The sequence below is a fragment of the Desulfosporosinus sp. FKA genome (assembly GCF_002196785.1).
Classification (GTDB): Bacteria; Bacillota; Desulfitobacteriia; order Desulfitobacteriales; family Desulfitobacteriaceae; genus Desulfosporosinus; species Desulfosporosinus acididurans.
The window spans coordinates 245,684-259,092 of record NZ_NAHZ01000032.1; the positions used below are offsets into that span (position 1 = coordinate 245,684).

Below are 13,409 nucleotides of genomic sequence, written 5' to 3' on the forward strand. Positions count from 1 at the left end.
TATTATGAGAATCAAATCCGGTTACCTCATGAAAGAGATTGCTAAAAACCATGTGGTTGTGCCGACAGGCAAAGCAGCCCTGGATTTCAGTGGTATGATGACTTTAAACGAGACAGGGGCTTTTTTATGGAGGCAGTTAGAAGCCGGCACAACCGAGTCGGAGCTGGTTGCTTCTCTGCTGAAAGACTATGATACGAATGAAACTACGGCTCGGGCAGATATCTCGGAATTTCTCACCAAGTTAAAGACGGCTGATTTATTTGAGTAAAAAGGTTGCTATGGCAGAGCTTTCCCCATTAATGACAGAGGCCTTAAAAAACGGCAGGGATGTCATTATTACGATAACAGGCAGTAGTATGGCCCCATTACTATATCATCGCCGGGACAAAGTGTGCCTCGTTCCGCCCCCGAAGCATAAACCCCTGAAGAAGTATGATATTCCTTTGTTTGTGCGTCAGGATAGGAAATATATTTTACATCGAATTGTTGGTGTAAAGGCAGAGGGCTATGTGACTAGAGGGGATAATCAGTGGGACAAGGAATACCCGGTGTTACCGTCTCAGATCATTGGGGTAGTCAAAGGCTTCTGGCGAAACGGGAAGTACTTCAGTTGCGACAATTTCTGGTATAAGGTTTATTGCCGGTTTTGGCTTTTCAACTATTTTGCCCGCTGGATATACTCAAGATTGCTGCACCATAGGGCAAGAACGTAATTATTTTTTGGAGACAAGGAAGATGAAGGATAGGCGACCCCTAATATGGCTTTATTCGAATACTAAGAGCTATTTATGGGCTATTGTGCTGCTTGCCATTACCAGTGGTGCAATTGCCCTAGGCTTTATCCTTTTGGCTTTGGTGTCAAGTCAGCTTTTGGATATCGCAACCGGAAAAACAGCCGGTAATGTGCTGAGGCAATGCCTGCTGATAGCTGGGTTAATCGGTTTGCAGGCAGTTCTAAATATTATTAACAGCAATATTGGCATCCGGGTCTCAGGAAAAATAGAAATGAATATAAAACAAAGGCTGTTTTCAGTTCTCCTTTTAAAAAAATATCAGCAGATAACTAAAATTCATTCCGGTGAAATATTAAACCGCTTCACCAGTGATCTACAACTTGTAGTTAATACAGTGGTGTCCCTTATCCCTCAGGTAATATCACTTAGCACCAAGCTCGTGGCAGGACTTTTTGTGTTGGCGAGAATAAACGTTCTGTTTACTGCGGTTATAACAGGCTTAGGCCTTATCATGTATTTTTTCTCCAGACTTTATAGTAAGCACTTTAAATACCTTCATAAAGAGGTTCAGGAAAGTGACGGAAAAACCCGCTCCTTTATACAGGAGTGTGTAGAGAATATTATTGTTATAAAGTCCTTTATGAATGAACGTTGGCTGAAACAGAAGTTTGATGATTATCAGGGCATAAATTATAAAGCAAAAGTAAAACGGAATGGAATTAGTAATATAGCCAACACCTTTTTTTATGTTATGGTAACATCCGGCTATTTCTTAACGCTAGCCTGGGGAGCTATGCAGATTTCCAAGGGCGGCATGACCTTTGGAACACTTACTGCTTTTTTACAAATCATTGAGCAGATAAAGGCACCATTTAGGAATATGTCAGGAATTATTCCACAGTACTATGCAATGATAGCTTCTACAGAGCGCCTAATGGAAATAGAGGAGCTTAAGGATGAAGCTGTACTGAAACGGAGGTTTAATGCCGGGGAGCTTTATAGGGATATAAAGAGTATTGTATTGGAAAATATTAAGTTTGCCTATGAGAAGAATCTGATCTTTGAATCAGCAAATTTGATAATCAATAAAAGGGACATCATTGCAATTACGGGAGAATCAGGTTCAGGAAAGAGCACGTTGATTAAATTGATACTAGGTCTTGTAGAATCTGACAGTGGCAGGATTTATTTTAATATGGCTCAACAAGGACAAATAGTTATAGATGCTGGGACAAGGGCTTTATTTGCCTATGTGCCTCAGGGAAATATGATATTGTCAGGAACGCTCAGAGAGAATATTTCCTTTTACAACCCTGATACTGATGAAGAAAGATTAAAAGAAGTGGCAAAAATAGCTTGCATTTATGATTTTATTCAAAGACTGCCCCAAGGATTTGACACGGTAATAGGGGAAAGGGGGTTAGGCCTGTCTGAAGGACAGGCCCAGAGATTGGCAATAGCAAGGGCGATCCTGAGCGATGCGCCGATTTTACTGCTTGATGAATGTACCGCAGCTCTAGATGAAAAAACAGAATGGCAGGTTTTAGAAAACATTAAATCAAGTACGAGTAAAACAGTGTTCTGTATTTCTCACAGACCTGCGGCAATTAATAGTTGTGATCGAGTAATACATATCGAAAATAAAAGGATTGTCGAGGATTATATGAATGGATAAGAATACAATCTATTTTATCTCTTTGCTCTCCGCATTTATCAACAGGCAAGATCCTCAACAGGAAGGCGAGCTTATTTGGGAGAAGATTTACAAGCTTTCTAGAATTCATTCTGTTAGCGGAATACTTTATTTGATGGCTCAAAAGCTTAGAAACGATTATCAGCCGGATATCGTGCTGCTTAATAAAATGAAAAGGGATTATAATTCAACCTTAGTAAGGTCGGTAAGACAAGAGGCTGAGATAAAACTGATTATTGAGAAGCTAAATGCAGCTAAAATATGCCACGCTTTTATGAAAGGTTATGTGATTAAAAACTACTATCCGGTAAAAGAAATGAGAACCATGGGGGATATAGACTTCCTAATAAAACCTGAGGATAGGGAGAAAGCCCATCAGCTTATGCTGGAGATTGGTTACGAAGCAGGTGAAACTAATGAAGGCGGGCATTGGGACTATACTTTGGGTTCAGTTCATATTGAAATTCATACTCAAGTTATGTATCGAAATATTAGCAATGGTCTTGATTATGTTTCTTACTTCTCTGACATATGGAGCCATATGAAACAAAAACCAAATGATTATACCTACGAACTTACTGTGGAATATCACTTTTTATTTCTTCTAGTGCATATGGCAAAGCATTTCGATGATTGCGGCTGTGGGATCCGTATGATTATGGATATTTCGATGTTTCTGATCTATTTTCAAGATAGGCTTGATTGGGATTATATCAAAGGAGAGCTTAAAAGGCTGAATTTAGAGGCGTTTTCTAAGAATATTTTTGTTTTATGTAGTCAATGGTTTAATGTTCTATTCCCAGAGAAAATAGGAAGGCTTGATGAAAGCTTTTACGAGGATTTGAGCTCTTATATTTTATCGGCAGGAACCTTTGGCTTTTATCAAAGAAATATTCATGCAAGTGTGCTTCGTAAAGAATATAAGCATGAAGAAGGGGCATCAATGGTGCCCGCAGTATTAAGGGCCTATAGGAAGATATGCTTCCCAAGTTATGAAAATATGAGTAAGGTCAAACGATATTCATTCTTAAGGAATCGTCCTTTTTTATTACCGGCTGCCTGGATATATAGGGCTTTTTACAGTATTTTAGTTAAAGATAAAAGCTCCCTTGGAATGTTGTTCAATCTCGCCCTTGAAAGCAAAGAAGATGTCAAAGGGCAATATGAGGTTATTTCCAAACTGGGGCTGTGAATCAATTAAGGCAGATTTTAAGAGTTGCAGACAGTGAATGTGTTAAGAGAGGAAGATCAAATAACGTTAAATTTTCTGGGATATGATTAAAAGGCATAAGTGAGGTAATTATTTTGGGCAAACGTTATCCTTATCCGGGCGTTGCATTGATTTGTTTTCTAGTATTAGCTTTAGCAGCTATTATGTATTTTGGAGCTCAGAATGACAAAAAAGTACAGGCTAAAATTGATGAATCAATACGCGCTGCAAAGATAGCAGATACCAAAACGAATGCAGAAGAAGATGCGAACATTGCGGAGGCTCAAACGATTAAAGTTATGGGGCATGGTCATACCATTAAATATTCTCCAATGGGGGACAGTATCACAGCCGGTTCATTTGCCACAACTGAACAAAACGATTTTGTACATAAACTGAGCACTTCATTAATAAAAAAAATGGGGTTTAGTGTAACTACATTTGCAGCTGGTAATTATGGAGGACTCCTTTCCACTGGCTTAAAGGGATTAAACGGTGTAAACAGCCAAAACCCAAATTTGATTACCATTGAATTTGGCTCCGTCGATTGTAACACTCAACACCAAGTAGATCCGAAAATTTTTGAGACAGAACTAAACAATTTAATCGATGGTTTAACGGTTAAGGTTGAAAGAGATCCAATAATTGTTTTGGTTACAACCTGGAACCAAGGACCAATGGGTGTCCCTTTCGATCAGGTTATCACAAAAGTGGGTAACGAACGCCATATTCCTGTGGCAAATGTTGAACCAATTTGGTCTAACCCTACGAACAAAGGTCCGGAAAGCTCAACGACATTCAATGGGCCCAGTGATGCTTTCCACCCCAATGATTACGGTCATGAAGCTATTGCAGAAGCTATTTATCAACAAATTAAACCAATTTTAATAGAACGAATTAAGCAAGGTAAATTATAATCAAGCTAAGCTGAAAAGCCCCAGCTCGCCTGTAGCTTTTTCTATGCCTTGAACGAGTTCACTTTCATATCCAACTATGTTAACATTTAAGACATTGAGAAATTATATAGACTAAGGGGATTAAGAATGGACAAAAATGATCTCGCCAAGCTCAGAAAAGAATTTAAGGCAGGCAATGACGGGCTAAAATTAGGGGAAATTTGCAGTGTTTATATCAAAAAAGATAATGCACAAATTCTTGGGGTGGAAACCGAATACTTTGAGCAAATGGACGAATTAAAACAAGAGTTTTACCTCAAAGGATTTAAAAAGCTCCTAACAGGTCAACTGGATAGTAAACTATTTGAACTAAGTTTTGCGGACAACAAACTTGGCGAAAACCCGGAGCAAAAAGTCCTGTTTGAGGCCCTAAACTCGGATTTCAAAGAACAGATTGGGCACATCGTGAAAAAAATTATGGATCACAGTGAATCCTACGAATCGGATTATATGATTTCATTTACCCGTGGGGAATTTTGGATTCCTGCCAAAAACGAAGTGGGCGAAGATGACGCAGCGAAAAACGATGTTGTTAATGCTTTTCAATTTATGATGGGTACAGTCAACTTGGTGTCCAGTCCCAAACGGGCCTTAATGTTTGATTTTGAGGAAAAGAACTTTAGAGTTGATGTCCCGATGAATGTCTATATCAATGCCGTATCACCTGAAGAGGGATTTGTGTTTCCGTCCATGAGTGATGGGTATGCAGATACAAATAAGGTCATTTATTATACTAAAAAGGATAATCAACCTAGTGAAGCTTTCATTCACCATGTTTTAAATTGCGAACTAGTCCCAACAGCTCAAGATGATAAAGAACGGTTTTTAACGATTATCAAAGATGTCGCCGGAGATCAGGTTGAACCTGAAGTAATAGCCAATGTTTATGAACAGATAAGTGATTGCATCCTTGATGCCAATGAAGACGGCGAGATCCCGACTCTTGGCGTCAAGGCTATTGAACAAATTCTTGTCAAAAGCGGAATTGAAGATACACGTAAATTAGAAAGTTCATTTTTAGTCAATACCGAAAAGGCTGATTATGAATTTAAGGCGACCAACCTGTTACCAAGCAGCAAGGTGATTGAAATTAAAAGCAACGTCGCCCAAATTAAAATTCGTCATGAGGACTTAAAACGCATCAAACAAGTCAAGAGGAATGGGCGACAGTATTTACTAATTGAGATTGATGACCCTGCAATTTTGGAAGGCTTTGAATTAAGTACAGAGGAATTTTAAAACATGATTAAAAACGCAATTAAAACACGATCAAATATAGCGAAAATTTATCCGGTTCTTAAGCTCTCCACTTTTATAAGTGAGGTCACTAAAAACTTTATCTCCGAGAAGGTCAGCACATATATAGTGCTGACTTTCTATTTTACCTACTGTATATGGCGGTTTTGAATAACAGAGCAGTAGATTTGCTTAGATTTTCAGTGGCTTCCTATAAGTGGGGTGGGTCCTTCGAGTTCACTACCATCCGCAAATGATAATAGGCTCATTAAATTCTAATAAATAGTCAATGAATTACCTTGACATACTGTTTTATCTGTATATAATGTGTATATACAGATAAAATTCCTTACTGGTTGGTAAGCATTAATATCCAAAAGAAAGAGAGGGAAATACTATGAAACCAAGAAAAAAATTAATGTCAGCCGCGCTTGGGGTCTCTATGCTCCTAGTTGCAACCGGGTGCAGCCCGAACCAATCTCAAATTTTTCAGGCGTCCATGAATCTTGGAAATGCTAACTCCTTGCAGGAGCACACGACCATGACATTTCAGGCCGACGGGTCGGGATTTTCTTCAAGTGACCAGCCGCAAGTTGACAAGGTCCTCGCGGTTTTAAACAACGCCAAGCTGGATCTTGATGTTAAATCCAACAGCAACGAGCAAAAAACGGCCTCGACTGCAGAGATGGAAATGAAACTGGCGCTGCAGGGTATGAATATCGATGTGCCCGTCTGGGTGAATTCCGACATGAAGGGGAAAACACCAGAAATTACAGAGATTGTAAAAGTCCCTTCCCTCGCAGCAGCTTCTTTGCCTTCGCAGTTCGCAAGCAAGGAATACATGATTTTTAAGCCCTTCGACAAGGGTGCGAAGAACATAGACGCCACAGCGCTCATGAATTTAAACAAGAATCTGCAAGCCGCAACAATGCAGTTCTTAACGGCTTATGCTCAGCAGTTCAATCCCGACATCGATGTCATTGATCAAGGGGTTAAAGACATCCAGACGAGTAAGGGCACGGTTCCGGCCCGAATTTATGAAATTAAGTTGAATGACGCTCAGTTTAAGAAACTTATTCGCTATGCGGTCAATAACTTTGTTCAAAATGCTGATGCAATGAACTATGTCAAAGAACTGATGGATTCCAGCCTCCAGTTCAGCCAGGCTCCCGATAAAAACGAGATCATCAGTCAATTCGACCAGGCCTTTGCTCAGTTCAAAGCCAACCGATCGGCGTTTCTCAGCCAATTTAACACGGTCATGGACAAATTGCAGAACGTCACGATTTTAGGAGACAAAGGCATAGATATTCAGTATGATATTTCCGGCGGTTATGTTGTAAAAGAAAACGGAACCGTGGATCTTAAGCTTGACTTGGCCCAGCTCAGTCAACTCATGAATACTCTGACCCCGACCCAAAATGCCCAAGGACAACAAACCAATGGACAGAAAGATGTCGTTAAATCTTCCAATGCGACAGGAACTTTGGATTTGGCGATTAACTTCACGACCGATGTTTCAAACATCAACAGTCTGCCTATGATTGAGATGCCGCAAGTTGACAGCAGCAATTCATTCGATTATCAGGATTTAGTCAATTCTCTGCACGGAAACGCTAAGGCGGAATCGGCAAAGCAAGTCGGTGTGAGAACGCGATAAGGCTATGCTAGCGACGAAGAGGTTTGCGAGCGCATAAAAAAAAGTGTGTTCTCGGCCTTTTTTCCTCTGGCAAAACGCTATAGTTTATGGCCTAAAATATGACAAAGTATTATCTCAAATGCAGTCTAGTTTAGATTAATAAGTATGAAAGAAGTGGATGTTCATTGTCTCTTAGGAAAAGAAGTTTAAGGTTATGTCTAATCTTCACCTTAATCACTCTTATGATTTTAGCTATTCCTGCAGTAACTTTAGCAAATTCATCGCCAACAATTACTCGATTAGCGGGTTATGATCGTTATGAAACGGCATCTCAGATTGCTCAGGCAGGGTGGTCTCAATCTGATTATGCTATTCTGGCCTTCGGTGGAGACTATACTGATGCGGTTTCCGCTGCCCCTTTAGCTAAGAAATTTGATGCCCCTATCTTATTAACAAATACTGGAAATTTACCGAGTACTACAAAACAAACTCTGTCAGATTTACAAGTAAAAAATGTATTTATTGTTGGCGGAACAGCGGTGATATCTCAAGCGGTCGAGTCTGAACTTCAGACGATGGGACTTAAGACAACAAGAATTTACGGGATTGATCGGTACGCTACTGCGATTCAAGTTGCTCAACAAGTCAATTCAAATCCATCAACTTTGTTTGTTGTCACCGGCGAGGACTATCCCGATGCTTTGTCAGTCGCATCTATTGCTTCTATGCAGCAGATTCCAATTATTCTTGTACCTCATGATTCTCTGCCTGACGTTGTTAAAAATTACATTTCGTCTCTTAATGTCAGTAAAACCTATGTTGTCGGGGATTCGGACATTATTAGTGATCAAGTGGCCCAACAGTTTCCAAATGTCGAACGAATTTCAGGGGCCGATAAGTATGCAAGAAATGTTGCCGTAAATCAGTTATTCAATACGGACTTTAATTCAGACAGTATCTGTTTAGCATCGGGAGAAGGTTTTGCTGATGCTTTAACAGGTGCAGCCTATAGTTCTAAACTATCAGAGCCAATTATCCTTATTAATAATGACTCTCCGGCCAAAACAAGAGGTTTTTATCAGGAAAGATTAGCTAACGCAAGCCATGTTTATGTATTTGGCGGAACAGGGATTATCCCTGATTCGGTAATAACTAATCTAAATTCGTCCGCTGCTGCCAATGGAAGTACCTCAACTGAAAAAAGCAGATCGCTTAACTTGAGTGATTTTAAAAAAGTCGGGACTACAACGGCAACCTTTAACTACCAGGTAGTTGATGAAAGCGGGAAAGATATTACGTCAACGGTTCCTGTGACACAGTTATCAGCAATAGCCCCCCTAAGTTCATCAATTACTTTAGATTCAAGCAAAGGTTTAGGTACGATAACCTTTAAATCTTCTTCAGATCTTGATAAACCAATTATTATCACACTAATGGACTTAACTACCGGAAAAGTTGTGAGTTATAATTCCTCTTCGCCCAATGCCAGCCCTGCGACTGGAGTTGTCTCAATTGGAACACATCGAACTCTTAATATGAGCAGTTTCTCAAAAGTTGGGACTACAACGGCAACCTTTAACTACCAAGTACTCGATGAAAGCGGGAAAGATATTACGTCAACCGTTCCGGCTGCACAGTTATCAGCGGTAACCTCCGTAAGTTCATCAATTACCCTGGATCCGAGCAAAGGTTTAGGTACGATAACCTATAAGTCTGCTTCAGATAGTGATAAATCAATTATCATTACACTTGTAGACTTAATTACCGGAAATGTTGCGACTCTTGATTCTTCTTCCGGAGTAAGCTCTTATACTGCCCCCGCTAATAATTCTGCGTCTGAAGTTTCAAGCTCCAATCAATACTCAGATCAAAAGGTCAGTAAAATTACAATTAACTCAACGAAATTGGGAATACCCTTACCTTACGGTAATCAAAGGGTAGGTTATGCGACATACACCGTATATGATCAATACGGCGCTGATATTACAAGTACTTCTCTGGCCAATAATATTCAATTCACCTCAAATGTGGGGACAATTACGGCCAAGCGTGGTTTAATCACATTGAGTTTATTCTCGAATATCAATCCCGAATCACTTACTAACATTACAATAACTGGTGTTGACTCAACCAGCAATGTTACAACAACTGCGACGTTGGCAGTTGGGCATTAGTTCGGTTAAACACTGAACAAGTTTGTGTTGGGCTTCTGCTTTCCTTTGTTTGTGTGAAGATGCTGGCGAGGAACAAAACTTGATTTAATGTCTTTAAACTGTTAAACTAGTGTTTAACAATTAAATAGTAATTTAAAGCGATGATAGAGAAGAGTAAATGTTTAGGAAGCATTAGAGAGCTGATGGTTGGTGAGAATCAGTGTGGAGTAAATATTGAATGGTCTCTTGAGCAGCAACCCGAAATGGTAGTAGGAGTTGACGTGATAATCCACACGTTACAAAAGGTGCCGTATTATTTTTAGTACGGAAAGAGTGATTTAATATATGTAATATTAAATAATTATGGGTGGTACCACGGTCCAATCGTCCCTTTTAGGATGATTGGACTTTTTTTATTTTAGTTAAAAGTAAAAGGAGAGTTATTTATGGCGGTAATTTTCTCAGGTGTACAACCTAGTGGCACAATTACTTTAGGGAATTATCTCGGAGCAATGAAAAGCTTTACAAAGTATCAAAATGAGCATGAGTGCTATTTCTGTATTGTCAACCAACATGCTATCACGGTTCCCCAAGAACCGAATCAACTCAGAAATAACATCAGGAATTTAGCCGCATTATATTTGGCAATAGGTTTGGATCCGGATAAAGTTACACTTTTTATCCAATCCGAAGTACCCGAACATGCCAAATTGGGATGGATAATGACTACTTTATCTTATATTGGAGAGCTTGAACGGATGACTCAATATAAAGATAAATCTCAACGTCATGGGAGTGGTGACTCTATCCCTGCTGGCTTATTAACTTATCCGCCGTTAATGGCCGCGGATATACTCCTTTATCAAACTGACTATGTTCCGGTTGGAGATGATCAGAAACAACATATTGAAATAACCAGGGATTTAGCACAGCGTTTTAATAATCGTTATGGAGAAACGTTTAAAATTCCGGCTATTCACACTCCAGAAGTTGGAGCAAGAATTATGTCATTACAAGAACCAAAGAAAAAGATGAGTAAATCTGATGTAAATTCCTCGGCAACTATTTTTTTGCTTGACGAACCTGAGATAATCCTGAAAAAGCTTAAAAAGGCTCAAACAGATTCGGAAAACAGAATTTCTTACGATAAAGAGCTTAAAGCAGGGATATCGAATCTTATGGCGATATATGCTTTAATTACTAATAAGTCATTTAAAGAAATTGAACACCTTTATGACGGAAAAGGCTACGGACAATTTAAAAATGATGTAGCTGAAGTGATTATTGGGGCTATCCGTCCCATTCAAGAAAGGTATAAGGAATTTGTTAATAGTGACTATCTTGATCAAGTATTGACGGATGGTGCAGCCAAAGCTTCCCAAAAAGCGGCAGCGACACTTAATAAAGTCGAAGATCTAATGGGTTTATCAAGAAGAAGATAAGTGTTCGGAAATAGGTGATGCATAAAGCATGACCCAGTAGAAAAATATCTATTGGGTCATTTACATTGTTAGTACATCAGTTTTAACCATGAATCAACTTCTGGATTCTCCTTACGTAAAGGATATAAAACACTATTTAGTCGCTTGGGATATAATGGGAAGGTATGAAGGACTACTAGGAGGGTGCTTCTGGTTGATTCAATGAGTATGCCTGTTTATAATGAAGGAGAAATATACATCTAAGAGTACAATTAAGTAGAAAACTTAATCGTTCTGATGGTGAATGATAGATCTCATAACGTAGGAGTTCATATTTCAAAGATTTATGAAGAAGTGAAATATAGGTATAGACTCAGATATTTGAGTTTCAAGAATACGAGGAAAAGGACTTAATAATGAATAAAGAGATGGAAGGTTCAACTAACTTTAAGGATAAAGGAAAGTATTCTTTGCCAAGGTATATTAAATATTTAATTGTTGGCGGATCGTCTGCGTTAATTGAGCTTTTGATATTCTCCTTTTTAAGGATGTTATTCATTGATCTTACGATATCCAATATTATTGCTGTCGTTTTAGCGACCGTATTCAATTTCTTTGTCAACAGAGGATGGTCATTTTCCACTAGTTCAAACTTAAAACGAAGTTTCATACTATATCTTACTCTATTCTTATTAAACTTAACGTTTAGCACTAATGCAATACGAATAATGGTCAGGCTTGGATTTGTTGAGATATTTGCAAAAATAACCACTATGGCTTGTATAACAATATGGAATTACGTTCTTTATCGTAAAGTAGTTTTTAAGCAGCAGTGAAAAAAATCCCCTGGACTTTTTGTCCAGGGGATTTTTTTAGGGGGATACTTGTCGAAAAAAAGACGATATGAAAAGACATCTTTGACAAATTATCGTTAAATAGGCTGAATATTTAGTAAATTGGAGCAACTAAAGGAAAAATACGTCGAAATTTTGTACTAACACAGTTTAGTGATTGACACATTAATGTATAAAATATAGAATATGCATAAATGGGAATTTTGGCAAACCTTAGTTTTTTTCGAAAAGGTTATGCGGAGGTGGGAGCAAGACTTAAAAAAGCATCGTTGAACGATATCCAAAGATACAATTAAAGAAAGAGATTTTAGGGGGAGAAGTAGAAATGAAAAAACTATTTGCAATGGCTACTGCCGCAGTATTGAGCCTAAGCCTGCTCGCTGGATGCGGTACCACAGGTGCCAGTTCTAACGGAGGCGGTTCAGCTGCCGGCGGTAATCTAAAGATCGGAGCTGACCTTGAACTTACAGGCAGCGTGGCAATGTTTGGTACGGCTGCCCAGAAAGCTATTGATCTTGCAGTTGAGCAGCAAAATGCCAAGGGCGGCCTTTTAGGCAAACAAATCAAAATGGATTACGCTGACAATAAATCCGACCCTGGTGAGTCTACTAACGCAGCTACAAAGCTGATTACCCAAGATAATGTTGTCGCCGTAATCGGAGCGATGACCAGCGGTAACACCTTGGCAGCGTCACAAGTTGCCATCGACAACAAAGTTCCGCTCATCACGCCGACCGGAACGGCAGACAAAGTGACTGTAGAGAATGGACAGGTTAAACCCTATATCTTTCGTGCTTGCTTCATCGATCCCTTCCAAGGCCAAGTCGCTGCACAATTTGCTGCCAATACTCTGAAGGCCCAAAAGGCTGCCATCTTCATTGACCAAAAGAGCGATTATTCCATTGGCCTGGCAGATGCATTCAGTACTAATCTTAAGAATGCTAACGGACAAATCGTTTCCCAAGAAAAATATGTTGCCGGTGACAAGGACTTCCGTCCGCAGCTTGCCCGGATTAAGTCATCCAACCCTGATGTCGTGTTCGTACCCGGATATTATGGTGAAGTTGGACCAATTGTTAAACAAGCCCGAGAAATGGGTATGAAACAGGCCTTTATTGGCGGTGACGGCTGGGGTTCGCCGGAACTGTTCAACTTGGCCAGTGCCGACCAGTTAAATAATTGCTATTATGTTAACCATGTAGCCATTGACGACCCGAGTATGGCTGATTTCGTCAAAGCTTTTAAGGCTAAATACAACCAGGATCCTGATTCGTTTGCCGCTCTGGGCTATGATGCTGCTCGTCTCATGTTCCAAGCAATCAAGGATGCGAACAGCACAAACGGTGATAAGATTCGTACAGCTCTCGAAGGCCTAAAGGGCTTCAAAGGTTTGAACGGTGACATCACGATGGATCCCAAGACTCACAATCCAATCAAAGATGCAGTCATCATCAAGATCGAAAACGGCAAGAATGTCTTTATGACAAAAGTATCGCCGAAATAAGCCTCGTAG

At 39.5% G+C, this 13,409-nt stretch carries 10 protein-coding genes and 1 other annotated feature; all 10 genes read left to right on the top strand.

What is annotated here, in order from left to right:
• Positions 1 to 4: 4 nt before the first annotated feature.
• Positions 5 to 268 (top strand): PqqD family protein, encoded by a 264-nt coding sequence (locus B5771_RS18120; protein WP_088188777.1) that lies wholly within the window; start codon positions 5 to 7, stop codon positions 266 to 268.
• On the top strand, positions 261 to 713 hold the full coding sequence (locus B5771_RS18125) for a S24/S26 family peptidase (protein ID WP_242966878.1): 453 nt from the start codon (positions 261 to 263) through the stop codon (positions 711 to 713). The genes B5771_RS18120 and B5771_RS18125 overlap by 8 nt, the downstream gene beginning before the upstream one ends.
• A gap of 22 nt (positions 714 to 735) precedes the next feature.
• Positions 736 to 2,409 carry an ABC transporter ATP-binding protein gene (locus B5771_RS18130; protein ID WP_088188778.1) on the top strand — a complete coding sequence of 558 codons (1,674 nt, stop codon included), beginning with the start codon at positions 736 to 738 and terminating at the stop codon, positions 2,407 to 2,409.
• The gene (locus B5771_RS18135; RefSeq protein ID WP_088188779.1) at positions 2,402 to 3,619 is read left to right on the top strand and encodes a nucleotidyltransferase family protein; all 1,218 of its coding nucleotides are present in this window, start codon (positions 2,402 to 2,404) and stop codon (positions 3,617 to 3,619) included. The genes B5771_RS18130 and B5771_RS18135 overlap by 8 nt, the downstream gene beginning before the upstream one ends.
• A 113-nt stretch (positions 3,620 to 3,732) precedes the next feature.
• Positions 3,733 to 4,554, top strand: a complete 822-nt coding sequence (locus B5771_RS18140) for an SGNH/GDSL hydrolase family protein (RefSeq protein ID WP_140417758.1) — start codon at positions 3,733 to 3,735, stop codon at positions 4,552 to 4,554.
• Between the two features lie 126 nt (positions 4,555 to 4,680).
• Entirely contained in the window at positions 4,681 to 5,832 is a 1,152-nt protein-coding gene (locus B5771_RS18145; RefSeq protein ID WP_088188780.1) for a DUF4317 domain-containing protein, read from the top strand.
• 394 nt (positions 5,833 to 6,226) lie between these two features.
• Positions 6,227 to 7,489, top strand: a complete 1,263-nt coding sequence (locus B5771_RS18150; RefSeq protein ID WP_088188781.1) for a hypothetical protein — start codon at positions 6,227 to 6,229, stop codon at positions 7,487 to 7,489.
• Positions 7,490 to 7,653: 164 nt separating this feature from the next.
• Positions 7,654 to 9,642, top strand: coding sequence for a cell wall-binding repeat-containing protein (locus B5771_RS18155; protein ID WP_242966879.1), 1,989 nt, complete (start codon positions 7,654 to 7,656; stop codon positions 9,640 to 9,642).
• A gap of 131 nt (positions 9,643 to 9,773) precedes the next feature.
• Positions 9,774 to 10,016: a binding site (T-box leader), on the top strand.
• 51 nt (positions 10,017 to 10,067) lie between these two features.
• Entirely contained in the window at positions 10,068 to 11,063 is a 996-nt protein-coding gene (gene trpS, locus B5771_RS18160; RefSeq protein WP_088188782.1) for a tryptophan--tRNA ligase, read from the top strand.
• A 1,158-nt stretch (positions 11,064 to 12,221) separates the two neighbouring features.
• A complete protein-coding gene (locus tag B5771_RS18170) occupies positions 12,222 to 13,400 on the top strand; it encodes an ABC transporter substrate-binding protein (RefSeq protein ID WP_088188784.1) in 1,179 nt (392 codons plus the stop codon).
• The last annotated feature ends 9 nt before the right edge of the window (positions 13,401 to 13,409 follow it).

Excerpts from the sequence above, each read along its gene's own strand:
- B5771_RS18120 (WP_088188777.1), top strand. The coding sequence starts at position 5 with ATGAGAATCAAATCCGGTTACCTCATGAAAGAGATTGCTAAAAACCAT.
- B5771_RS18130 (WP_088188778.1), top strand. The coding sequence starts at position 736 with ATGAAGGATAGGCGACCCCTAATATGGCTTTATTCGAATACTAAGAGC.
- B5771_RS18135 (WP_088188779.1), top strand. The coding sequence starts at position 2,402 with ATGGATAAGAATACAATCTATTTTATCTCTTTGCTCTCCGCATTTATC.
- B5771_RS18145 (WP_088188780.1), top strand. The coding sequence starts at position 4,681 with ATGGACAAAAATGATCTCGCCAAGCTCAGAAAAGAATTTAAGGCAGGC.
- B5771_RS18150 (WP_088188781.1), top strand. The coding sequence starts at position 6,227 with ATGAAACCAAGAAAAAAATTAATGTCAGCCGCGCTTGGGGTCTCTATG.
- trpS (WP_088188782.1), top strand. The coding sequence starts at position 10,068 with ATGGCGGTAATTTTCTCAGGTGTACAACCTAGTGGCACAATTACTTTA.
- B5771_RS18170 (WP_088188784.1), top strand. The coding sequence starts at position 12,222 with ATGAAAAAACTATTTGCAATGGCTACTGCCGCAGTATTGAGCCTAAGC.